Source organism: Promicromonospora iranensis, assembly GCF_028994775.1.
GTDB lineage: Bacteria > Actinomycetota > Actinomycetes > Actinomycetales > Cellulomonadaceae > Promicromonospora > Promicromonospora iranensis_A.
Map to the genome: position 1 here is coordinate 179489 of NZ_JAJQMN010000006.1, position 22676 is coordinate 202164.

Annotated in this window: 16 protein-coding genes; 6 read left to right on the forward strand and 10 right to left on the reverse strand. The window is 72.9% G+C overall.

Annotated elements, in window-relative coordinates; all coding sequences use genetic code 11:
- Positions 1-5: 5 nt before the first annotated feature.
- Positions 6-5117 carry an Lhr family ATP-dependent helicase gene (locus tag LUU90_RS12955; RefSeq protein ID WP_275003843.1) on the forward strand — a complete coding sequence of 1704 codons (5112 nt, stop codon included), beginning with the start codon at positions 6-8 and terminating at the stop codon, positions 5115-5117.
- Here the strand turns inward: LUU90_RS12955 and LUU90_RS12960 are convergent.
- The gene (locus LUU90_RS12960; RefSeq protein WP_275003844.1) at positions 5083-5838 is read right to left on the reverse strand and encodes a DUF998 domain-containing protein; all 756 of its coding nucleotides are present in this window, start codon (positions 5836-5838) and stop codon (positions 5083-5085) included. The two genes, LUU90_RS12955 and LUU90_RS12960, sit on opposite strands and share 35 nt — an antisense overlap.
- 211 nt (positions 5839-6049) lie before the next feature.
- Here LUU90_RS12960 and LUU90_RS12965 point away from each other — a divergent pair, with 211 nt between their 5' ends.
- Positions 6050-6847 (forward strand): DNA-formamidopyrimidine glycosylase family protein, encoded by a 798-nt coding sequence (locus tag LUU90_RS12965; protein WP_275003845.1) that lies wholly within the window; start codon positions 6050-6052, stop codon positions 6845-6847.
- A gap of 131 nt (positions 6848-6978) precedes the next feature.
- Here LUU90_RS12965 and LUU90_RS12970 read toward each other — a convergent pair whose 3' ends face one another.
- The 3 genes from LUU90_RS12970 to pgsA form a co-directional block, all read right to left on the reverse strand.
- Positions 6979-7332 (reverse strand): helix-turn-helix domain-containing protein, encoded by a 354-nt coding sequence (locus LUU90_RS12970; protein ID WP_275003846.1) that lies wholly within the window; start codon positions 7330-7332, stop codon positions 6979-6981.
- A 246-nt stretch (positions 7333-7578) separates the two neighbouring features.
- Entirely contained in the window at positions 7579-8100 is a 522-nt protein-coding gene (locus tag LUU90_RS12975; protein ID WP_275003847.1) for a CinA family protein, read from the reverse strand.
- On the reverse strand, positions 8097-8687 hold the full coding sequence (pgsA, locus tag LUU90_RS12980; RefSeq protein ID WP_275003848.1) for a CDP-diacylglycerol--glycerol-3-phosphate 3-phosphatidyltransferase: 591 nt from the start codon (positions 8685-8687) through the stop codon (positions 8097-8099). Before pgsA ends, LUU90_RS12975 begins: the two co-directional genes overlap by 4 nt.
- Positions 8688-8819: 132 nt before the next feature.
- On the opposite strand from pgsA, the gene LUU90_RS12985 reads away from it, so the two are divergent.
- Positions 8820-10100, forward strand: coding sequence for a CapA family protein (locus LUU90_RS12985; protein WP_275003849.1), 1281 nt, complete (start codon positions 8820-8822; stop codon positions 10098-10100).
- A 4-nt stretch (positions 10101-10104) separates the two neighbouring features.
- Here LUU90_RS12985 and LUU90_RS12990 read toward each other — a convergent pair whose 3' ends face one another.
- A complete protein-coding gene (locus LUU90_RS12990; RefSeq protein WP_275003850.1) occupies positions 10105-12912 on the reverse strand; it encodes an FtsK/SpoIIIE family DNA translocase in 2808 nt (935 codons plus the stop codon).
- A 152-nt stretch (positions 12913-13064) separates the two neighbouring features.
- On the reverse strand, positions 13065-13502 hold the full coding sequence (locus LUU90_RS12995) for a hypothetical protein (RefSeq protein ID WP_275003851.1): 438 nt from the start codon (positions 13500-13502) through the stop codon (positions 13065-13067).
- Between the two features lie 64 nt (positions 13503-13566).
- On the opposite strand from LUU90_RS12995, the gene LUU90_RS13000 reads away from it, so the two are divergent.
- Positions 13567-14154, forward strand: coding sequence for a TetR/AcrR family transcriptional regulator (locus tag LUU90_RS13000; RefSeq protein ID WP_275003852.1), 588 nt, complete (start codon positions 13567-13569; stop codon positions 14152-14154).
- A gap of 28 nt (positions 14155-14182) precedes the next feature.
- On the opposite strand, the gene LUU90_RS13005 is transcribed toward LUU90_RS13000, so the two are convergent.
- Together LUU90_RS13005 and LUU90_RS13010 are read right to left on the reverse strand one after the other, a co-directional pair.
- Positions 14183-15196 (reverse strand): adenosine deaminase, encoded by a 1014-nt coding sequence (locus LUU90_RS13005; protein ID WP_275003853.1) that lies wholly within the window; start codon positions 15194-15196, stop codon positions 14183-14185.
- Positions 15197-15272: 76 nt separating this feature from the next.
- The gene (locus LUU90_RS13010) at positions 15273-16106 is read right to left on the reverse strand and encodes a DUF4328 domain-containing protein (RefSeq protein ID WP_275003854.1); all 834 of its coding nucleotides are present in this window, start codon (positions 16104-16106) and stop codon (positions 15273-15275) included.
- 155 nt (positions 16107-16261) lie between these two features.
- Between LUU90_RS13010 and LUU90_RS13015 the strand changes: the two genes are divergently transcribed.
- Positions 16262-18112 carry an HSP90 family protein gene (locus LUU90_RS13015; RefSeq protein ID WP_275003855.1) on the forward strand — a complete coding sequence of 617 codons (1851 nt, stop codon included), beginning with the start codon at positions 16262-16264 and terminating at the stop codon, positions 18110-18112.
- A complete protein-coding gene (locus tag LUU90_RS13020) occupies positions 18109-20445 on the forward strand; it encodes a hypothetical protein (RefSeq protein WP_275003856.1) in 2337 nt (778 codons plus the stop codon). Before LUU90_RS13015 ends, LUU90_RS13020 begins: the two co-directional genes overlap by 4 nt.
- A 102-nt stretch (positions 20446-20547) precedes the next feature.
- On the opposite strand, the gene LUU90_RS13025 is transcribed toward LUU90_RS13020, so the two are convergent.
- Positions 20548-20934: a DUF998 domain-containing protein gene (locus LUU90_RS13025; RefSeq protein WP_342470186.1), complete on the reverse strand. Its 387-nt coding sequence runs from the start codon at positions 20932-20934 to the stop codon at positions 20548-20550.
- A 42-nt stretch (positions 20935-20976) separates the two neighbouring features.
- Entirely contained in the window at positions 20977-22662 is a 1686-nt protein-coding gene (locus LUU90_RS13030; protein WP_275003858.1) for a ribonuclease J, read from the reverse strand.
- Positions 22663-22676 lie beyond the last annotated feature (14 nt).

Consider the following 22676-nt stretch of genomic DNA (forward strand, 5'->3'; position numbering starts at 1 on the left):
GGTCCATGCCCACGCCCGACGACCCCCTCTCCCGGTTCGGACCCGCCACGCGCGCCTGGTTCACCGGGGCGTTCGCGCAGCCCACCGCCGCCCAGGCCGGGGCGTGGGACGCCGTCGCGCGCGATCAGCACGCGCTCGTGGTCGCACCGACCGGGTCGGGAAAGACGCTCGCGGCATTCCTCTGGTCGATCGACCGGATCATGTCTGCTCCCCCTCCCGAGGACCGCGCCCGTCGCTGCCGGGTGCTGTACGTGTCACCCCTCAAGGCTCTCGCCGCCGACGTGCAGCGCAACCTGCGCTCACCGCTCACCGGCATCCGGCAGGCGGCGGCCCGGGACGGCGTGGAGGTCCCGGACGTCACGGTCGGCATCCGCACCGGGGACACACCCGCCAACGAGCGCCGCTCGTTCGCCACCCGCCCGCCGGACATCCTCGTCACGACACCGGAGTCGCTCTTCCTCATCCTCACCTCGTCGGCCCGCGCCGGGCTCGCCGGGGTGGAGACCGTGGTGCTCGACGAGATCCATGCCGTCGCGGGCACCAAGCGCGGCGCCCACCTGGCACTGAGCCTGGAACGCCTCGACGCGCTCCTCGACCGGCCCGCGCAGCGCATCGGGCTGTCCGCCACGGTGCGCCCGGTGGACGCCGTCTCGCGGTTCCTCGGCGGTGGCCGGGCCGACAGCTCGGCACGTGAGGTGGCCGTCGTGCAGCCGCCGTCGCACAAGGAGTGGGCGATCGACGTCGTCGTGCCGGTCCCCGATCTCGCGGACCTCGACAGCGCGCCTGCCACCGGCCCGTCGGACGCCGCGCCCACGTCGGGCGACGACGAGATCGACCTCTCGGGCGAGGCCACGCGTCCGCTGCGCCGGGCCTCGGTCTGGCCGCACGTCGAGGAGCGGGTGGTCGACCTCGTGGCCGACCACACCTCCACCATCGTCTTCACCAACAACCGGCGGGGGGCCGAACGTCTGACGGCCCGCATGAACGAGGTGTGGGCACAGCGCCAAGGGCTGGAGATCGCCGACCCGGCAAGCACCTGGGCCGCGCTGGTCCCCGGCCAGTCGGGCACCAGCGCGGGCCTCCCCCGACCCGCGGCCGGACAGCGCGGCATGCCCGAGGCGGTGCCCGGCCGGGACGTCACCGGTCAGGGCGAGACGATCCTGGCGCGCGCCCACCACGGTTCGATGAGCCGTGCGGAGCGCACGCGCACCGAGACGGAGCTCAAGGAGGGCAGGCTGCCCGCGGTGGTGGCCACGTCGTCCCTGGAGCTCGGCATCGACATGGGCGCGGTGGACCTCGTGGTCCAGGTCGGGGCGCCGCCGTCCGTGGCGAGCGGGCTGCAGCGCATCGGCCGTGCCGGGCATCAGGTGGGTGCGGTGTCCAAGGGCATCGTCTTCCCGCTGTTCCGTGGGGACCTGGTGCCGGCCACCGTCATCGCCCAGCGCATGCGCGCCGGCGAGATCGAGCACATGCACGTCCCCGCCAATCCCCTCGACGTCCTGGCCCAGCAGATCGTGGCAGCCCTCGCGGTCGACGACTGGGCCGAGGACGACCTGCTGGCCCTCGTCCGCCGGGCCGCGCCGTTCGCGAACCTCGGCGACGCCACCTGGCGCGCTGTGCTCGACATGCTCGCCGGCCGCTACCCCAGCGAGGACTTCGCGGAGCTGCGGGCCCGCATCACCTGGGACCGTGCCACGGGCATGCTGCGCGGACGGCCCGGCGCGCTGCGCCTGGCGGCCACGAGCGGCGGCACCATCCCGGACAAGGGCGCCTATGGCGTCTTCCTCGCCACCGACGCGCCCGACGGCGGCGCACCCGGCGACGCCCTCACCGACGCCGTGACCGGTGGGTCCGCCCGCATGCGCGGCGGCAAGCGGGTCGGTGAGCTCGACGAGGAGATGGTCTACGAGTCCCGGGTGGGCGACACCTTCACGCTCGGGTCGAGCACCTGGCGCATCCAGGAGATCACCACCGACCGCGTGCTGGTCACCCCGGCCCCCGGGCTGCCCGGACGTCTGCCGTTCTGGAAGGGCGACGCACAGGGCCGGCCCGCCGAGCTGGGACGGGCGGTGGGTGCGTTCGTCCGCCAGGCCGACGCCGCCCTGGCCGCCGACCCGGACGCGGGGCGCAAGCACCTCCGCGAGGCCGGGCTCGACGCCTGGGCGGCGGACAACCTCGCCGCCTACCTCACCGAGCAGCGACTGGGTACCGGGCGCGTGCCTGACGACCGCACAATCGTCGTGGAACGGTTCCGCGACGAGCTCGGCGACTGGCGCGTGGTGATCCACTCGCCGCTCGGCGCGCGGGTGCACGCGCCGTGGGCCCTCGTGATCTCCGCCCGCCTCAGGGCCCGGTTCGGTCTCGACGTCGCCGCCATGCACTCGGACGACGGCATAGTGCTGCGGCTGCCCGACTCCGGTGGCGGCTGGGAGGGCGACCCCTGGGGCGCAGGCGCGGCCGGCGCCGAGGACGACGGCTCCGGTGCGCAGGCCGAGCACACCCCCGGCCGGGTCACGCTCGAGGACCTGCTCCTCGACCCGGACGAGGTCCTCGGTGCGGTCCGCGACGAGCTGGGCTCGTCGGTGATGTTCGCGGCACGGTTCCGCGAGGCGGCGGCGCGGGCGCTCCTGCTCCCCCGTCGCCGACCCGACAAGCGGCTGCCCCTGTGGCAGCAGCGGCAGCGGTCGGCGCAGCTGCTGGAGGTGGCCAGCCAGTTCCCCGACTTCCCGATCGTGCTGGAAGCCGCCCGCGAGTGCCTGCAGGACGACTTCGACGTCTCCGCCCTGGCCGACCTCATGCGCGATATCGCCGGCGGCGGCGTCCGGGTCGTGGAGGTCACGACACCGACCCCGTCGCCGTTCGCCCAGTCGCTCCTGTTCGGCTACACGGCCCAGTTCCTGTACGACGGCGACGCCCCGCTGGCCGAGCGCCGTGCCGCCGCCCTGTCGCTCGACCCGGAGCTCCTCGCCGAGCTGCTCGGTGAGCAGGGTTCGGCCGACCTCGCGGACCTCCTGGACCCCGGCGCCGTGGAGCGCACCGAGGCCGAGCTGGCTGGGCTCGCGCCGGACCGGCAGGCCCGGGACGCCGAAGGGCTGTGGGACCTGCTCCGGCGTACCGGGCCGCACCCGCTCGACGCCCTGGAGGCCCGCACCCGCGAGGAGGCCAGGCATGCGGTGGTGCACTGGCTCGACGAGCTGGAGGCCACCCGTCGTGTCATCCGCGTCCGGTTCGCCGGCGTGGAGCAGTGGGCGGTCGCCGAGGACGCAGGGCGCCTGCGCGACGCGCTCGGCGTGGCCCTTCCGGTGGGCATCCCCGAGACGTTCACCGAACCCGTGCCCGACCCGCTCGGCGACCTCCTGCGCCGGCATGCCCGCACGCACGGACCGTTCGGCGCCGGTGCGGTGGCGCAGCGGTTCGGGCTGGGCGTCGCGATCGTCGCGCACGGGCTGGCCCGGCTGGAGGCCGACGGCGTGCTCGCACGCGGGAGCCTGCGGCCCGGCTCGCTCGGTGGCACCGGTGACGAGTGGTGCGACCCCGGGGTGCTCCGCCTGCTTCGACGGCGGTCGCTGGCGGTGCTGCGGGCCGAGGTGGAGCCCGTCGAGCAGGAGGCTCTCGGCGCCTTCCTGCCCCGCTGGCAGAACGTCTCCACCGGCTTGCTGCGCGGCGCGGACGGGCTCGTTCAGGCGATCGAGCAGCTCGCGGGCGCGGCTGTCCCCGCGTCGGCCCTGGAGACCCTGGTGCTGCCCGCCCGCGTGACCGACTACTCGCCCGCGCTCCTCGACGAGCTGACGGTCGCCGGGGAGGTCCTGTGGGCGGGACACTCTCGCCTGCCCGGGTCCGGCGGCGGGGACGGCCTGGTCTCGCTCCACCTGGCCGACGGTGCCCCGCTCACCCTGCCCTCACTCGAACCGGTCGAGGAGGAGGGACCGATCGACTCCGAGCTGCACCGGGCGGTGCTGGATCTGCTGACCGGCTCCGGCGGCTTCTTCCTCCCCCGTGTCGCCGAGCTCACCGGCGCCGAGCCGGACGCCGTGCTCGAGGTGCTGTGGGACCTCGTCTGGGCCGGACAGGTCACCAACGACGGGCTGGGCGCCCTCCGGGAACGGGTCAGCGGCGCCGGCGCCCATCGCGCACCCCGGACGGCCGCGCGTGCCCGGCCGGTACGACGGTCACGGTTCGCCGTGTCGCCTGGCCGTCCGGCCTCGGCCCTGCGGGCCAGCACGTCCGTCCCGGGCGGCGGAGGCCGCTGGGCGGCGCTCCCGACCAGAGAGGCCGATCCCACGGTGCGGGCCCACGCGCTGACCCAGGTGCTGCTCGAACGACACGGCGTCCTGACGCGCCCCGGTGCGGCAGCCGAAGGGGTCGGCGCGGGCTACCGCGACGTGTATCGCGTGCTGGCCGGCCTGGAGGAACGCGGGGCGGTGCGCCGCGGGTACTTCGTCGAGCACCTGGGCGGCTCGCAGTTCGCGCTGCCCGGCGCCGTCGACCGGCTGCGGGTCGACGCGCAGGACCGCGCCCGGATCGTCGAGGCCGAGCTGGAGGTCGCCGAGCGGACGGCGGCCGTGGCGACCGGCACGGGTGCCGGCAGCGCGAGCGGCGCGGTGGTCCTGGCCGCGATGGACCCTGCCAACCCGTACGGGGCGGCTCTCGCCTGGCCCGCAGTCCCGGCACCGGACGAGACCGCTTCCGGTACGGCCGGCGGCCCGTCCGGGAGCTCGCGGGGAACTGCGGCCGGCGGTGGCAACGGGCTCGTCCTCGACCAGCCGGCGGACGAAGGCGCGGCGTCGGACGGCAGTCCCGGGAACAGGCACGTCACGGCGCACCGGCCCGGCCGCAAGGCGGGCGCCGTCGTCGTGCTCACCCACGGCGACCTCACGCTGTTCGTGGAACGGGGCGGGCGCACGGTGCTGTCCTTCACCCGGAACCCCGCGCGGCTCGCGGTCGCTGCCGCCGCGCTGGCCCGTACGGTCCGCGACGGCAGGCTGGGCCGCCTCGTGGTCCAGCGGGTCGACGGCATTCCCGCCCTGGAGGCCGCGCGGCACCAGCCGGTGGCACGCGCGCTCGTGGAGGCGGGCTTCGCGGTCACCCCACGAGGTCTGCGGATCTCGATCCGCTGAGCAGGAAGGCCGGCTCGTCCGCCGGGTACGCGGCGATCTCGGGCTCCGCGGTGGGGCTCTCCCGGTCGATCGTGGCGGCGAGCAGGAACAGGAAGCCGATCATGATCACGAACCCGATGCGTTCGATGAGCCCGAACGCCATGACCCCGGAGTCCGCGAAGAAGACCAGCGAGAGGTGCACCACGAGGAACAGCGCTACCACCACGCCCAGGGCGGTGGCCGCCGAGCGCAGGCCTCGCGGGAGCGCCGACCGGGGCTGCCGGATCGACCGCTCAAGACTCAGCCCGACGATCGGCAGCACACAGAACGCCGCCGCCGCGCTGACGCGGTGCACCGTGGCGGAGAACGTCGCCGGTGTCCCGGGCGGGTCGGTCGGGAACGCGCCGACCAGGACCATCGCCACGGCGAAGAGGATCATCGCGACGGCGGGGACCGGACCGACCGCCAGGCCGGAGCGATACATCCGGACGGTGAGGATCAGGCCGAGCGCCGCCAGGACCAGACCGCCGGCCAGGATCAGCTCGCCGCCGCCGGGCACGAAGGCGTACCAGCTGATCGGGTCGAGGACCGGGTCGACGACCGACGCGCCCACGACGTGCGCGGCGACCATCGGCAGCAGGGCCGTCGCGCCGAACCAGCCGACGGTCCGCGTGCTGCGGGGATCTCCGGGTGCGGGCGGCACGTCAAGGTGTCTCTCCAGGTCAGCAGCTGCGACGGTCATGAGACTAGGGTCCTGGAGCGGACGCACGGAAACCATCAGTTTTACCCCTGATCGCGCCCTGATCTTTCTGCGGGCGATCCCTGATACGGCATGGACGACCGTCCGGGCGGAAGCCGGACCAGGCCGTGTCGGGTGGGTGATATGCCGGTTGCGCGGCGTACCTCGGCCCTGGCGCACACTACGCTGAAGCCCGACGACGAGGGGAGCATACGTGCCAGAAGGCGATGTGCTACGCCTCACCGCCGAGCGCCTCACCGCCGCGCTCCGCGGTCTCCCCCTCGTGCGTGCCGAGCTGCGCTGGCCCAGCGCCGGGGCGGCGGACCTGACGGGCGCCACCGCGCTGGAGACCAGCGCCTACGGCAAGCACCTGCTGACCCGGCTCGACGACGGACGCACCCTCCACACGCACTTGCGCATGGAGGGGACGTGGAAGGTTCACCGCACGGGCTCGCGCGACGCGTCCGCACGCAATCCCGCCATCCGCGCGGTGCTCGCCACCGACGCCTGGACCGCGACTGGGTGGCACCTCGGGATGCTCGACCTGCTGCGCACGCACGACGAGCAGCGGATCCTCAACGGGCTGGGCCCGGACGTGCTGGGCGCCGACTTTCCCACCACAGGCTTGCCCGAGGCCGCGGGGCGGCTCGTCAGAGAGCCCGACCGGCCGTTGTGCGCCGCCCTGCTGGACCAGCGCACCGTCGCGGGTATCGGCACCATCTGGATGGCTGAGTCACTGTTCGCGCGGCGGCTGTTCCCGTGGACGCCTGCCGTGGCCCTGGCCGAGGAGGAGCGCGACGACCTGCTCCGCACCGCCCGCAGGCTCATGGAGCGCAGCGTGGCCGTGGGCAGGGCGCGTGGCCTGGGCGCCGTGGAGATGCACGTCCACGGCAGGGCGGGCCGGCCGTGCCACCGGTGCGGCACCCCGGTCGCCGTCGGTTCGGCGAACGAGAAGCCCTACGAGCGTCCGGTGTTCTGGTGCCCGACCTGCCAGGCGCCTACCGCACGCTAGACACGTTGGAGCGGCCGGGCACGACCGCGGAAGAGGCAGACAGACCTGTAACGAGACAGGACCGGGGCGGGACATCAGGTACGTGATGTCCCGCCCCGGCTGTAGTCGTTCTTGCCGTGCCCGCCGGCTGATCAGCCGACCGGTGCCAGGTCCGACGGCGCGACGTCCCGCCGCGCTGCGGTCCGGTCGCCTCCCCTGGCGAGGAGTCCGGCGACGAAGTCCGCCGGGATGGTGTCGGGGATCTGGAATCCTTCGGCCACCGCTACGCGGTCGCTCACCTCACGCAGGACCAAGGACAGCGGCACGTCGAGCGCCTCGCAGATGGAGCCAAGAAGCTCGGACGACGCCTCCTTCTGCCCTCGCTCCACCTCACTGAGGTAACCCAGCGACACTCGCGCCGCCGACGAAACCTCGCGCAGGGTGCGCCCCTGACGCTGCCGCGTGTCACGCAGCACGTCTCCGATTTCTCGCCGTAGTACGACCATCTCGCGCCCCCTCTCAGTGCCTGTCCCTGAACTCACGCCCTGCCCTGCCTGGACCGGACGCGTCTTGCGTGTGGTACGTGCTCCGAGCGTGGAGTTCGTTCTACCGTACCCCGCGCTCGTGGAGTTCTTGCGCCGGCTCCGGGTGGTCGGCCTGTTCGTGATCACACCGGGACAACGTCGTGGATATGAGCCTTGTTCCCGAACGGCGTCCGCGTCAAGTCCTGTGCAAGATTAAACCAAGAAGTTTCACTTGTCTGTAACTTCAGGAGAGTTCTCGGCGGGTGTGTCGCGATTTTCACCCGGTGCCTCGCTGACGAGTGTCCATGCCAGGTCGAGCACCCCACGCGCGGCGTCGGCTATCACCTGGGACCGATCGCCGTCGAGGTCCAGGCGGTGCACCTCGGACACTACCGGGGTGCTCACTGCGACGAAAACCACACCTGGCTCTTGACCGTCCTGCGGGTCGGGTCCGGCCACGCCGGTCGTCGCGAGGCCCACGTCAGCCCCCGTGACGGTGCGCACCCCGGCCGCCATCTGAGCGGCCACCGCCTCGTCGACGGCGCCTCGCTCGGCGAGCAGGTCGGCATCCACCCCGAGGAGCCCGGCCTTCAGGTCCGTGGCATAGGCGACGACGCCGCCGCGCAGGACCCGTGACGCACCGGGGACCGAGACGAGCGCGGCCGTGACGAGGCCGCCCGTGAGCGACTCGGCCACGCCGATGGTCCAGCCCCGTGCGGCCGCTTCTGCCAGCAGGCGGGGCGCGGTCATACGCTGCGCGTCCTGGCCCGTGCGTCGCGGCGGATCTTCCAGCCCTGGTACACGTACTCGACACCCGTCACGACGGTCAGCACGAACGCGGCCATCAGCACGATCCAGGCGAGCACCGTGAACCACTCGAAGCCGTCACGCGGCAGCAGGAACATCGAGATCGCCACGGCCTGCAGCACGGTCTTGAGCTTGCCGCCCCGCGACGCCGGCATCACCTCGTACTTGAGCATACCCATGCGCATGAACGTGATGCCGAGCTCACGCACCAGGATCACCACCGGGATCCACCACGGCACCTCGCCGAGCGGTATCCAGAGCAGGATCAGCGCGGCACCGATGAGCAGCTTGTCCGCGATCGGGTCGAGCAGCTTGCCCAGGTCGGTGATGAGGCCGCGCGACCGGGCGAGGTAGCCGTCCACCTTGTCCGACACCGCCGCGACCACGAAGATCGCTGTCGCCACGAGCCGCCACGTGGTGTCGTCCCCACCTTCGACGAGAAGTGCCCAGGCGAAGAACGGGACCATGGCGATGCGAATCATCGTGACGAAGTTCGCAATATTCCAGGGCGACGGAGCGTCGTTGACCATTGCTCAAGCCTAACTGCGGTTCACTCGCGCCCGGACCGCACCGGGCCGCGCGGGCAACTGCCGCACCCCAGTCACCATCCCAGCACCACGCGTCCGCTCGCTGCCCTGCCCGGCCTGCCATAGCATCCGGAGGTGGCCAACGCCGGCGTCCTGCGGCTCCTCGCGTCCGCAACCGTGACCTGCGCGCTCGTCATCACGGCCGCGGGCTGCACGCCCCTTCCCGGCCCCGGTTCGACACCGGCGTCCACCGGCTCCGGTGCCCCGGGGACGACGACGTCCCCCGTGGCCTCGCCGTCAGCGCCCCCACCCTCACCGGAGCCCACACCACAGGACATCGAGCTCACGTTGCTCGCCGCGGGCGACGTCCTCACCCACTCGCCGGTGAACGACTCCGCGACCGGGCCGGACGGCATCGACTACTCACCGCTGCTGGCGGGCATCGATTCCTGGGTCGACCGCGCGGACCTGGCACTGTGCCATCTGGAGGTTCCGGTCGCCCCGCCTGGTACGCAGCCGTCGGGCTACCCCGTGTTCCGCGCACCGCGCGAGATCGTCCGCGACTTGGGCGAGCAGGGCTGGGACGGCTGCTCGACGGCGTCCAACCACTCGGCCGACTCGGGCTACGACGGCATCGCAGCGACCCTCGACGCGCTCGACCACGCCGGGATGGGCCATGTCGGTACGGCCCGCGACAAGCGTGAGTCGCTCAGCCCCCAGCTCTACCAGCTGCGCAGGGACGGCCGGACCGTCACGGTCGCCCACCTGGCCGCGACCTACGGGCTGAACGGCTCGGAGCCGCCCAGCGGTCCCTGGTCGGTGGACCTCATCGACGCCGACCGGATCGTCGAGCAGGCCCGGGCTGCCCGGGCCGCCGGTGCGGACCTGGTCCTGGTGAGCCTGCACGACGGCACCGAGTACATCTCGGAGCCGACCGACCACCAGAAGGAGACGGTCAAGGCGCTGGCACGCTCCCGTCAGGTGGACCTGGTGATCGGGCACCACGCGCACGTGCCGCAGCCGGTGGCGCACCTGCGCGGTGGACCGGGCGGCGACGGGATGTGGGTGGCCTACGGCCTCGGCAACCTGCTGTCCAACCAGGGCGAGGAGTGCTGCGTGGCGGCGTCCGCCGTCGGGCTGCTGCTGGTGGCGGACATCGTCCAGCCGCCGGGCGCCCCGGCCCGGGTCACGGACGCCCGCTGGGCCGCGACCACGGTCGACCGCACCGCCGGGCACCGGCTGCGCGCCACGCGCGATGCCCTGGCCCACCCCGAAGAGGGGCAGCTCGGTGCCGGCGAGCTCAGGGAGCGCCTGCGAATCGCGCAGACCTCGGCCGGGACCTCCGCACGTGAGCAGCGCCTGCCGCCCAAGCACCCCTCGGGCAAGGCGCCGCGGGTGGTCCCCCGCGCCCGCTGACCTGTCAGCGCAGCGCCTCGGCGTCGTCGTGGTAGTCGGTGGCGACGGGCGGCATGTGGCCGTCCGTCCCCTCCGCGTACTGGTCTCCGGAGGCGCGACCGGCCTCGTCGGCGCCCCGGTCGGGCTCCGCCTGGTCGAAGACCTGCGAGGGCTGCTCGCCACGGATGAGAGCGAGCGCCGAGGGCAGCTCGTCCGCGGACACGAGCACGTCGCGCGCCTTGGACCCCTCCGAGGGTCCCACGATCTCCCGGGACTCCAGGAGGTCCATGAGCCGCCCGGCCTTGGCGAAGCCCACACGGAGCTTGCGCTGCAACATGGACGTCGAGCCGAACTGCGTGGTGACCACGAGCTCCGTGGCCTGCAGCAACAGGTCCAGGTCGTCGCCGATGTCCTCGTCGACCTGCTTCTTCGCCGCGGCGGGCGCTGCGACGTCCTCGCGGTACACCGGCTTGAGCTGGCTCTTGACGTGCTCGACGACCTGGTGCACCTCGGACTCGGTGACCCAGGCGCCCTGGACACGCATCGGCTTGGCGGCCCCCATGGGCAGGAACAGCGCGTCACCCTGGCCGATGAGCTTCTCCGCGCCGGGCTGGTCGAGCACCACGCGCGAGTCCGTGACCGACGACGTCGCGAACGCGAGCCGCGACGGCACGTTCGCCTTGATGAGCCCCGTGACCACGTCGACGGACGGGCGCTGTGTGGCCAGCACGAGGTGGATGCCGGCGGCGCGGGCCAGCTGCGTGATGCGCTGGATCGAGGCCTCGACGTCGCGCGGGGCCACCATCATGAGGTCGGCGAGCTCGTCGACGACCACCAGGAGGTACGGGTAGGGCGCGATCTTGCGCTCGGAGCCCGGCGGAGGCTTGACCTTGCCGGCCCGCACCGCCGTGTTGAAGTCGTCGATGTGCTTGAAGCCGAACGCCGCCAGGTCGTCGTACCGGGAGTCCATCTCCCGCACCACCCAGTCGAGAGCCTCCGCGGCCTTCTTGGGACTGGTGATGATCGGCGTGATGAGGTGGGGGATGCCCTCGTAGATCGTGAGCTCGACGCGCTTGGGGTCCACCAGGATGAGGCGCACCTGCTCGGGGGTGGCACGCATCAGGATCGAGGTGATCATCGAGTTGATGAAGCTCGACTTACCGGCACCGGTGGCACCCGCCACGAGGATGTGCGGCATCTTCGCGAGGTTCGCGACGACGTAACCGCCCTCGACGTCCTTGCCGACGCCCATCACCATGGAGTGCTCGGTACGCCGTGCGGCCCCCGAGCGGAGCACGTCGCCCAGCACCACGGTCTCGCGGTCGGTGTTCGGGATCTCGATACCGATGGCGGACTTGCCGGGGATGGGCGACAGGATGCGCACGTCCGCGCTCGCCACCGCGTACGCGATGTTGTTGGACAGCGACGTGATGCGCTCGACCTTGGTCTTGGCACCGACCTCGACCTCGTAGCGGGTGACCGTCGGGCCGCGGCTGAAGCCGGTGACCTTGGCGTCGACGCCGAACTGCTCGAACACGCCCGTGAGCGACTCGACCACCCGGTCGTTGGCGGCCGACCGCGCCTTGTGCGGCGGTCCCTGCACCAGCAGGTCCTCGTCGGGCAGCAGGTAGACGGTGTCGCCCTCCAGCATGGGCTGCACGCCACGCGGCATCGGCTCGCCGCCCTGCGGAGGCTTGGGGCCGTCGGATGCCTTGCCCGGCTCGCCGTCCGACCTCAGGACGCCGGGGCCGATGGCGGGCGCACCGGTGCTCTTGCCCGCCGACTCGCTGGTCGGGATGCGCTGCGTCATGAGCTTGCCCGCCTTGGCCGCCCGCTCGGCGGCCTCGACCTCCGCGGCCTTCTCGAAGGCCTCGTCGCCCACGAACCCGGCCAGGCGCTCCTTCTCGGCGGCGATCTCCTGCTTGGTGCGGCGCTTGCGGCGCTTGGTACCGGCGGCGGCGCCGTCGTGCGGCGAGACGCCCTCGGCCAGCGCGAGCCCGTCCTCGTCGGTCAGGGCCGGCTCACGGTGGTTGCCGGTGAGCCGGTCGTAGAGGCCGCGCAGGCGTGCCGGGATCCGGTGCACCGGCGTCGCCGTCACGATCAGGACGCCGAAGAATCCGGCCAGGATGTACAGCGGGATCGCGAACCACTGCGTCAGCCCGGTGACCACCGGTGTCGCGAAGAGGAACCCGATCACGCCGCCGGCGTCCTGCACCGGGGTGAAGCCCTCGGCAGGCGAGGGCAGGTCGGCGCTGATGTGCACGAGGGAGCAGGTGGCGACCACCAGGAAGCTGAGCCCGATCGCCACCCGGCCGTTCTGCTGGGTGCGTTCGGGATGACGCATGACGCGGAACGCGAGCCACACGAGCAGCACGGGCAGGGCGACGCCGGCGATGCCGAACGTGCCCGCGACCACGGCGTGCACGCCGTCGCCGAAGGCACCGTCGATGCCCCACCACTCGCGCGCGGCGACGATCACCGCCACCGCGAGCAGCGCGAAGCCGACGCCGTCGCGCCGGTGGTCCGGTTCCAGTTCCTGGCCTCCCTGCTGATGTGCCTTCTGCGCGCCCTGGTCGAACGCATCCTGCGCCGTCCGGGGTCCGGCGGCGCGGGTGGCGCCGCCCACGGCGTGCGCCATGCCCATCCACAGCCCGCGCAGAGCGCGGACCGGCCACGGCGGGCCGGACGGCGCGGACGCAGCCTTGGACGCCGGGCGGGTAGCCCCCCGGCGCTGTGTCGATCGCTTCGACGCTGCGGCCTTGGGCCTGGCGCTCTTCGCGCCCTGCCCGGATCCCTTCCCGGAACTTCGCCGGGCCGACGTGCGGGTCGCCATGATGTCGCCACCGTAACGGGCGACGACGGCCCCGCCCAGGAAGCCTCGCGGTGTGTCCCGGACCGGGCCGCTGTCCGGTTTGTCGCGCTCTCCCCCGCGTCCTGGCCGCGGGAGGCCGAATCGGCAGGCCCGGTCGGCGAGCCCGAGAGAGCTCAGCCCAGGAGCAGCCCCACCGCCAGCATCACGACTCCGGCGGCCAGCGCCACCGCCCCGACCGGAAGCAGGACGACGGCGCGGTTGGGCGTCGTCCGCCCGTCTCCCATCGCGGAGAAGAAGAACCCGGCCGGCATCAGGATCGCCGCCCACAGGACGCCGGTGGCAGCCAGCCAGTGCGCGAACCCGGTCAGGCTCGTCGCCTCCGCCAGGAGCACGCAGAGCAGCCCGAGGATCACCAGGACGCCCGCGTGGGCGTGGCCCGCCCGGTAGAAGCTCTTCTGCAGGTCGGTGGTGACCAGCCGGCCGCCGAAGACCTTGAGCAGGAAGAACCCGCCCGACTCGACCGCCACGACGGTCAGCAGCACGATGCCCGCTGTGATGCGGGCCGGATCCGAGAGCTCGAGCACGACGTCCTCCAGGACTAGATGGTGCACTGTTTTGTAACACTGTTATCAAACATCGTTCGTAAACTGGCGTCAAGGCTTCTAGACTCACGGCATGGCTCGACCACGGCTGCACGACGACGCCCTGCGCACCCAGCTCCTCGAGGTCACGTCGCAGGTGATCTCGTCGGACGGCGAGAGCGCCGTCACCGTCCGCAAGGTCGCCGCCGCGGCGGGCACCAGCGCGTCCGCGGTCTATGCCCTGTTCGGCTCGCGCGAGGCGCTGGTCGAGGCAGTCGGCGACGAGGGGTTCCGGCGGTTCGCAGAGCACCTCGCCGCCGTGAGCCAGGGTCACGACCCCGCGGCGGACCTGCGCGCCCTCGGCGGCGCGTACCGGAAGTTCGCCCTCGCGGACCCGCACTTCTACCGCGTCATGTTCTACCGCGCGGTGTCACCGGCCGACGGCGAGCTGGTGTCCGCCGTCGACCGCCCCACGTTCCGGGTCCTGCACGACGCCGTCGGCAGTGTGCTCGCCGGCGCGCCGCCCGAGCGCGTGCTGAGTGCCGCCGTCGGCCTGTGGGGGCTGGTGCACGGGCTGGTGTCGCTGGAGCTCGCGGGGCTGCTGCCCGGCGACGAGAGGGCGCGCGAGGCGGCGTTCGACCAGGCGGCCGGGGCGGTAGGGCCCGCACTGCTCGCGCCCTGACACCGCGCGGCGCCCCGCGAGCGGCGGGTCAGCCGTCCGCCTGCCGCCAGGCCTCGACGTCGGCCAGGTAAGCCGCTACCCGGTCCGGGGGCAGGAACGACCCGCGGAACGACGCCGCGGCGAGCGCCGCCCGCTGATCCCGGGACAGGCCGAAGGCGGCGGTGACGGCGTCGTCGACGTCGTCCACGTAGGCGCCGAAGTACGGCGGGTCGTCGGAGTTGATGCTGACGAGCATGCCCGCCTCGATCATCGCGGGCAGCGGGTGGTCGGCCAGGGCAGGGACGGCTCCCAGCCGCACGTTGGAGACGGGGCACACGGTGAAGGGGACCTGCTCCGCCACGACGCGCGCGACGAGCTCCGGGTCCTGGACGACGGCGACGCCGTGGTCGATCCGCTCGGCGTGCAGGAGGTCGAGCGCGTCGCGGACGTTCTGCGCCGGCCCCTCCTCCCCCGCGTGCGCGGTGCGCCGCAGCCCGGCCTCCTTCGCACGCGCATAGAGGCCCTGGAACGGTCCGGGCGGGTAGCCGATCTCCGCGTTGTCCAGCCCCACGCCGACGATCGGCGCGTCCATCGCGAGCAGCCGCTCCAGGATGTCGAGCGCCTCGGCGCTGTCGCGGTCGCGGTGGAACGCGGCGATGAGCAGGGTGCTCAGGCCGTGCTCGGCCTCGCTGCGCCGCAGGGCGCCGGCGACGCCGCCCACGACGGTCTCCAGCGGCACGCCGCGCACGAGGTGCGCCTGCGGGTCGAAGCTGATCTCCGCGTGGCGCACCCCGGCCCGGGCAGCACGCGTCAGGTAGGCGCTGGTCAGGTCGGCGAAGTCGGCCTCGGTGCGCAGCACCGACATGGCCGCCGAGTACAGGTCGAGGAACGACTGCAGGTTCTCGAACTGGTAGGCGGCCCGCAGGCTCGCCGGGTCGGCATACGGCAGCCCGACGCCGTTGCGGGCCGCCAGCTCGAACGCCAGGTCCGGTTCCAGCGTGCCCTCGATGTGTACGTGCAGCTCGGCACGAGGCGGCCGTGTCGACGGTGCGGGAGAGGCCATGCCAGGGAGGTTATCTCCCGCCGCCGAACCCGTCAGAACCCGGTCAGAACCCGGTCGGAGCCCGGTCGGAGCCCCGTCAGAACCCGGCGAGCTTCTCCTGGGCCCTCGTGGTCTCACGGACGATCCGGACCCAGTAGACGAACGCGATGATCAGCGCGGCCGCCGCGACGGAGCGAGCTGCGATCTCCGCGTCGACCCAGATCGAGGTGAGGACGTGCACCCCGGACACCAGCCAGAAGGGCCACCACAGGCCCAGGGCGACCCGGCGCTGCCCGTCGGGCACCACTGCGCCGCGGATGTCACGGACCACCTGGTAGGGGATCCAGAGGAACGCGATGGGCACCAGCCAGCCGAACCAGGTCCAGCCGCGCCCGTGCGCGAACCGCGCTGCGGGGTTTGCGGCCTCGGCGAACGTCCGGCTGGCCTGCAGCCAGCAGCAGGCGGCGACGTATGCGGCCAGGCCGAACAGGACGGTCACGGTGCCGCCGTTGGGGTCCACCCGGAGGCCGAGGCCGATCTCGATGCCGGCCGCCCCGCCCCGGTCGCCGGTGACGAGCAGGATCGCCAGGCCGGCCAGCTCGACGAAGAGCATGCAGCACGCCGCGACGATCGTCCCGACCGCCAGGCCGGCGGGAGGCTCGGGCAAGGGCTTGCTCGGGGCCTGTCGGCGCGCCGGCGGGTACGCCTGGTCGACGGGCACTCGCGGCTGCCCGGCGACGGGCGTGTGCTGCGCGGCGTGCTGCCCGGTGCTCGCACCGGCATAGTGCTCGGGGTACTGCGGCTCGGTGTACGGGGACTGGGGGTGCGCAGGGCTGCCCAGCTGCTCCGGGTAGGGCTGGCGACCCTGTTGCGAGCCGGGCTCGGCCCAGCGGGCCGCTCGGTTCTGGTGGGGAATTCGCGGATCGGACATCAATGGCCTCCGGTGTGTTCCCGCCACCGTACTCACACCGCTATGTCCGGTACTCACCATATGGGGGTGAACCCGCGTCGACCAGGCCGGGATACGTGCGCGGAGAGGGACTTTCCTGGGGTCTGTCAGAGGGCGCCACTACCATTTCGCCCACCATGACGATGCACGATACCCCTGCGGAATCACCGCACACTTTCCAGGTAGACCTCCGTGGGCTGGTCGATCTGCTGTCCCAGCACCTGTACGCCAGCCCGCGGGTGTACGTGCGCGAACTGCTGCAGAACGGCGTCGACGCCATCACCGCGCGGCGCGCCCTCGATCCGGACGCACCCGGCACGGTGCGGATCGAGGCGACCGGGTCGGCGCTGCGGATCACCGACTCGGGCGTCGGCCTGACCGAACCCGAGGTGCACGAGCTGCTGGCCACGATCGGGCGCAGCTCCAAGCGGGACACCCTCCGGGAGGCGCGCAAGGAGTTCCTCGGCCAGTTCGGCATCGGCCTTCTGGCCTGCTTCGTCGTGGCCGAGACCATCCGGGTGGTGAGCCGCTCGGCGCGCACCCCGGACGCGCTGCCCGTGGAGTGGGTCGCCCGCGGCGACGGCTCGTACACGGTCCGTACGCTCGCGGCGTCCGAGCACCCCGAACCCGGTACGACGGTGAACCTGGTGGCCCGCCGCGGGAGCGAGCAGTGGTTCGAGGCGGCCACGGTGGCTGGCCTCGCGGCGGACTTCGGGGCACTGCTGCCCTACGACGTCCGGGTGGGCGACGAGCCGATCACCGGTCGGCGTCCGCCGTGGGAGGCCGAGCACGCCGGCCCCACGGCGCGAGCCGCGGCACTGTCGGCGTACTGCCAGGACACGTTCGGCTTCGCGCCGCTGGACTCCATCGAGCTCGACCTGCCGCTGGTCGGCATCCGGGGCGTCGCCTACGTGCTGCCCGGCGTCGTCAGCCCGGCACAGCGCGGCGGGCACCGCGTGCACCTCAAGGGGATGCTGCTCACCGACCGCGCGGAGACCCTGCTGCCCGACTGGGCGTTCTTCGTGCGCTGCGTGCTCGACACCGACTCGCTGCGCCCCACGGCCAGCCGCGAGCAGCTCTACGAGGACGAGACGCTGGCCGCGGTACGGGATGCGCTCGGCGAGAGGGTCCGCGGCTGGCTCGCGCAGCTCGCGACCACCTCGCCGGAGCGCCTGCGGCGCTTCCTCGCCGTGCACCACCTGGGCGTCAAGGCGCTCGCGCTGCACGACGCCGACGTGCTGCGCACCATGCTGCCGTGGCTGCCCTTCGAGACGTCCGAGGGTGAGCTCACGCTCGACGACCTCGCGCGCCGGCACCGGACCGTGCACTTCACCCGCACGGTGGACGAGTTCCGGCAGGTGTCCGCGATCGCGGCGGCGCAGGGCATGGCCGTCGTCAACGGCGGGTACACCTACGACGCGGCGCTGGTCGAGGCGCTACCGCTCGCCCGGCCGGGCGTCGCCGTGGAGGAGCTGGACGCGTCGGTCGTGACGGCGCACCTGGACCACCTCGATCCCGGGGCCGAGCTCGCGCTGGCGCCGTTCCTCGCCACCGCCCGGGCCCGGCTCGACCCGCTGGACTGCGACGTCGTCGTGCGCACGTTCCACCCGGCGGCCCTGGCCGCCGTCCACCTGGACGACCGGTCCGTCCGCCACGAACGTGCCCGGGCCGAGGCCGAGGGCCAGGCCGACGACCTCTGGGCCGGGATCCTCGGCTCCCTGCGCGACGAGGCGCCGCGCGCCCGGCTCGTGCTCAACCACCTCAACCCGCTGGTGCGGCGCATCGCCGCGCTGCCCGACGCCGACCTCGCCGGCGTCGCGACCGAAGCCCTCTACGGGCAGTCGCTGCTCCAGGCCCGGCGCCCCTTGCGGCCCGTCGACCAGGCACTCGTGAACCGTGCGTTCGGCGAGCTGCTCGAATGGGCGACACCGGCCCAGCCGACGACGCGTGGCGACCAGGCTGACGACTCCCAGGAGACGAACCGATGACCGAGATCACCGACCTGGCGACACTTGAGCAGGCGCTCTGGGCGAACCGGCAACGCCCTCACGGCACCGCGCAGGCGGTGGCGGCAGAGGGCCTGCTCGACCAGGCAGTGCGGCTCGGCCCGAAGGCCGAGGTCAAGGCATTGCTGCACCTGGTCAACGCCTACGAGTTCAGCGCGGACCGGCACAAGATGGTCGTGCCGTTCGCCAAGGCGCTGCGCCTGTGGGACCAGGACCCGAGCCTCTTCGAGTCGTACGACACCCACTCGCTGTTCTGGATGTTCAAGTGGATGACCTCCGGCCTGCTCGACCTGCCGCAGGTCTCGCTGGCCGCCATCGAGGGCACCCTCACGGACATGGACCGGCGCTATCGGATCGCGGGGCACACCGACCGTGCCGTGCGGATGTCGGAGTTCTACGTGGCCGATCACGTGGGCGATGCCGAGCGCGCGCGCCGGGCGTTCGACGGCTGGCTCGCCGCCCCACGCGGCGACATGGCGGACTGCCACGCCTGCGAGACAGCGGCGCAGGGCGGGTACTACGCCAGGTCGGGCGACGACGCCCGGGCGGTGGAGCACTGGGGGCCGGTCCTCGGCGGGGAACAGACCTGCGCCGAGGAGCCGCACCGGACGCTCGCACATTCGCTCCTTCCCCTGGTCCGCCTCGGCCGCCTGGACGACGCCCGGGCCAACCACCTGCGTGGGTACCCCATGGTCAAGGGCTCGGAGAGCCTGATGCGCTCGGTGGCCAAGCACATCGAGTTCTGCGCGCTGACCGGCAACGAGGCGCGCGGGCTGGAGCTCCTGGCCGACACCCCCGCCTACTTCCAGGCTGACGGCGAGCCCGAGCCGCGGATGGGCTTCTACGCCGTGACCGCGCTGCTCATGGACCGCCTGGTCGCCCTCGGCCGCGGCGACCTGCCGGTCGCCGGCCCCGCCGGCCGCACCTGGACGGCCGACGAGCTGGCCGGACATGCTCGGACCGAGGCGCTCGGCCTGGCCGCCGCGTTCGACGAGCGCAACGGTACGACGGCGGTCGGCGAGGAGGTACGGGCCCGGCTGGACGCGACGCCGCTGCTGGACCGGCTGCCGCTCGGGCTGCGTGCGGTGCTGCCGTCGGTCGTGGGCCCCGCCGAAGTGAACACCCTCGCCGATGCGGCCCCGGCAGCTGCCGACGCCGACCAGGCCGCCGAGCCGGCAAACACCCCCGGCGTCGAGCACGGAACCGACGGCGACAGCGACGCCACGATTATGCCCGCCGACGTCCGGGAGGCCGTCGACCGGTACAACGCGGCCCGAGAGAAGCAGGACCTGGCGGGCATGCGGTCGGGCATGGCGGACGCGATCGACCGCGCGGGCGACGCCGCCGCGCCCGAGTGGCTCCTGGCGGCACACCTGCAGCTCGCCGAGGTGCTCGCCGCCGACGGCGACCCGGCCGGCGCCGTCCACCACGGGTTGGAGGCGGTGGCCTGGGCGGACCTGGTCGACCGACCCACCGCCGTCGTCGCCCGGGTCCGGCTGGGCGGGTACCTGATGTCCGGTGGCCGCTTCGACGAGGCCGCGCCCGTGCTGGAGCAGGCCCTGCCCGACTTGGACCCCTCCCCCGAGGTGCACGGCGACGGGACCCTGGTGCAGGTCCGCTGGTGGCTCGGCGACTGCGCGGCGGCCAGGTACGAGCACGCGGAGGCCGCCCGGCACTGGCTCGCCGCCGCGCAGATCGCACAGCACTGGCCGGAGCAGGAGGACCACGCGGTGCTCGCGAACCTCGCCGCGGAGGCCCTGGACAAGGCGGGCGAAAAGCTGTCGGCCGAGCTGGCATACGAACGCGCCGCGGACCTGTGGGCCGAGGTCGGCGACGCGATGCGGCAGATCCGGGCCACCCGGGCGTGGGCCTGGGCCGTCCGGGACCGCGACGTCACGGAGGCGAGCCGCATCATGACCGGGGCGATGCGGGTGTGCGAGGCGGCGCTCGCCGACGCGACCGATCCGGACGAGCTGGCCGAGCTGCGGGTGGAGCTTCCCGAGACGCTCGAACAGCATGCCCGGGCGATCGCCGACGAGAACGAGGTGACCTCCCGGTTCGAGGGTCTCTACGAGGGCGCCCTGGGCGAGGCAGCCGAGCTGGCGGGCCGGGCCGAGTCGCTCCTGCGGGAGTCCGACGACGTCGCTCGCTGGTGCCGCAGCGCCCTCCTGGCCGCAGAGCTGGCGGTCGAGACCGGGGGAACCGCCCGCGGCCTGGAGCTCGTCGCGCAGGTGGAGTCGAGGATCCAGGGCGTCGACGAGCTCAGCGGCTTCGGCGGCCACGCCGGCTGGATCCGCGAGCAGGTCACCGCCTGAGTGCGGCGCACCGCCCGGCCGGGGCCCCGGTCCGGCGGTGCGCCCCGGTCCGGCAGTGCGCCCCGGTCCGGCAGTGCGCCCGCCTCAGCGGCGCTTCACGGGTCAGCGGCGCGCCACCACCGGGTGGGGCACAGCCCGGTGGTGGCGCAGCGACGCGAGCAGCAGCCAGGCGAAGCCGACGACCACGGCCAACCACAGCCCGCCTATCCCGGCTGGGCCGAGTGCGGCCCCACCGACGAAGCCCACCAGGATCACGGCACCGGCCACCCTCGACCAGGCCGCGCGACCGCGCTCGCCGTGCCGGGCGAGCCACCCGCCGAACAGGAAGGCCGCCACCGCGAACGCGATGAACCCGATGCCGCCGAAGGCGAAGTGCAGAACACCGGAGGCGCTCATCGTCGTCGCCCCGTCCTGCCCCGGCGGGAAGGACGTCGCTGTCCAGGGCCACGAGAGACGGGGCCATGGGCCTGACCCACAGGTCAGGCCCATGGCCCCGTTCTCGCGCAGGTCCGCCCGGCCGACCCGGTCCGGTCAGGCCTCCAGGACCACCGGGACGATCATGGGCTTGCGGCGCAGCCGCGTCGCCACGTAGCGCCCGATGGTGCGGCGCATGATCTGCTGCAGCTGGTGCGTGTCCGTGGCCCCGCCCGCGATCGCATTTTCCAGCGCCGCGGTGACCTCCGGCATCACCTTGTCGAACACCGAGGCATCCTCGGCCATACCCCGCGCGAGCACCTGTGGCGGCGCGAGCACCTTGCCCGTGGCGGTGTCGATGACGGCGAAGACGGACACGAAGCCCTCCTCGCCCAGGATGACGCGGTCCTTGAGCTCGGCCTCGGTGATCTCGCCGACCGACGAGCCGTCGACGTACACGTACCCGCACGGAACGGCGCCGACCACGGAGGCCTTGCCGTCCACGAGGTCCACGACGACGCCGTCCTCGGCGAGCACCACGCGGTCGGCCGGCACGCCGGTCTTGACCGCGAGCGCCCCGTTGGCCACGAGGTGGCGCACCTCGCCGTGCACCGGCATGACGTTCTTGGGCTTGAGGATGTTGTAGCAGTACATGAGCTCGCCGGCGGACGCGTGCCCGGAGACGTGCACCTTCGCGTTGCCGCCGTGCACGACGCGCGCGCCGAGCCGGGTCAGGCCGTTGATGATGCGGAACACCGCGTTCTCGTTGCCCGGGATGAGCGACGACGCCAGGATCACCGTGTCGCCGAACTCGACCTGCACCTTGTGGTCGCCGTTGGCCATGCGCGAGAGCGCCGCCATCGGCTCACCCTGCGAGCCGGTGGACATGTAGACGATCCGGTCGTCGGGCAGCGAGTCGGCCTTCTTCAGGTCGATGAGCACGCCCGGCGGCACGTCGAGGTAGCCGAGATCGGCGGCGATGCCCATGTTGCGCACCATGGAGCGGCCGACGAGGGCCACGCGCCGGCCGTGGGCGTGCGCGGCGTTGAGGACCTGCTGCACGCGGTGCACGTGCGACGAGAACGACGCGACGATGATCCGCTTGTCCGCGTGGGCGAAGACGTCGTCGAGCACCGGGCCGATCTCGGCCTCGGGTGTCACGAAGCCGGGCACCTCCGCGTTGGTGGAGTCCACCATGAAGAGGTCGACGCCCTTCTCGCCGAGGCGCGCGAAGGCGCGCAGGTCGGTGATGCGGCCGTCGAGGGGCAGCTGGTCCATCTTGAAGTCGCCGGTGTGCAGCACGGTGCCCGCAGCGGTGGTGACCGCCACGGCGAGCGCGTCCGGGATGGAGTGGTTGACCGCGACGAACTCGCAGTCGAAGACGCCGAACTGCTCGCGCTGCCCTTCCTTCACCTCGAGGGTGTAGGGCTTGATGCGGTGCTCCTTGAGCTTCGCCTCGATGAACGCGAGCGTCAGGCGCGAGCCGACGAGCGGGATGTCCTTGCGCAGCCGCAGCAGGTACGGCACGGCACCGATGTGGTCCTCGTGACCGTGCGTCAGCACGATCGCCTCGATGTCGTCGAGACGGTCCTTGATGTAGTCGAAGTCCGGCAGGATCAGGTCCACGCCGGGCTGGTTGTCCTCGGGGAACAGCACGCCGCAGTCGATGACGAGCAGCTTTCCGGCATGCTCCAGGACCGCCATGTTGCGTCCCACCTCGCCCAGGCCGCCGAGGGCGACCACACGCAGGCCACCTTCAGGCAGCGCAGGGGGCAGGGACAGTTCGGGGTGAGGGTGACTCACGTGGCCTCCAAGGC

What these genes read in the sequence shown, in the direction of transcription:
- LUU90_RS12955 (WP_275003843.1), top strand. Translation starts at nt 6, where the DNA reads ATGCCCACGCCCGACGACCCCCTCTCCCGGTTCGGACCCGCCACGCGC.
- LUU90_RS12960 (WP_275003844.1), bottom strand. Translation starts at nt 5,838, where the DNA reads ATGACCGTCGCAGCTGCTGACCTGGAGAGACACCTTGACGTGCCGCCC.
- LUU90_RS12970 (WP_275003846.1), bottom strand. Translation starts at nt 7,332, where the DNA reads ATGGTCGTACTACGGCGAGAAATCGGAGACGTGCTGCGTGACACGCGG.
- LUU90_RS12975 (WP_275003847.1), bottom strand. Translation starts at nt 8,100, where the DNA reads ATGACCGCGCCCCGCCTGCTGGCAGAAGCGGCCGCACGGGGCTGGACC.
- pgsA (WP_275003848.1), bottom strand. Translation starts at nt 8,687, where the DNA reads ATGGTCAACGACGCTCCGTCGCCCTGGAATATTGCGAACTTCGTCACG.
- LUU90_RS12990 (WP_275003850.1), bottom strand. Translation starts at nt 12,912, where the DNA reads ATGGCGACCCGCACGTCGGCCCGGCGAAGTTCCGGGAAGGGATCCGGG.
- LUU90_RS13000 (WP_275003852.1), top strand. Translation starts at nt 13,567, where the DNA reads ATGGCTCGACCACGGCTGCACGACGACGCCCTGCGCACCCAGCTCCTC.
- LUU90_RS13005 (WP_275003853.1), bottom strand. Translation starts at nt 15,196, where the DNA reads ATGGCCTCTCCCGCACCGTCGACACGGCCGCCTCGTGCCGAGCTGCAC.
- LUU90_RS13010 (WP_275003854.1), bottom strand. Translation starts at nt 16,106, where the DNA reads ATGTCCGATCCGCGAATTCCCCACCAGAACCGAGCGGCCCGCTGGGCC.
- LUU90_RS13015 (WP_275003855.1), top strand. Translation starts at nt 16,262, where the DNA reads ATGACGATGCACGATACCCCTGCGGAATCACCGCACACTTTCCAGGTA.
- LUU90_RS13020 (WP_275003856.1), top strand. Translation starts at nt 18,109, where the DNA reads ATGACCGAGATCACCGACCTGGCGACACTTGAGCAGGCGCTCTGGGCG.
- LUU90_RS13025 (WP_342470186.1), bottom strand. Translation starts at nt 20,934, where the DNA reads ATGGGCCTGACCTGTGGGTCAGGCCCATGGCCCCGTCTCTCGTGGCCC.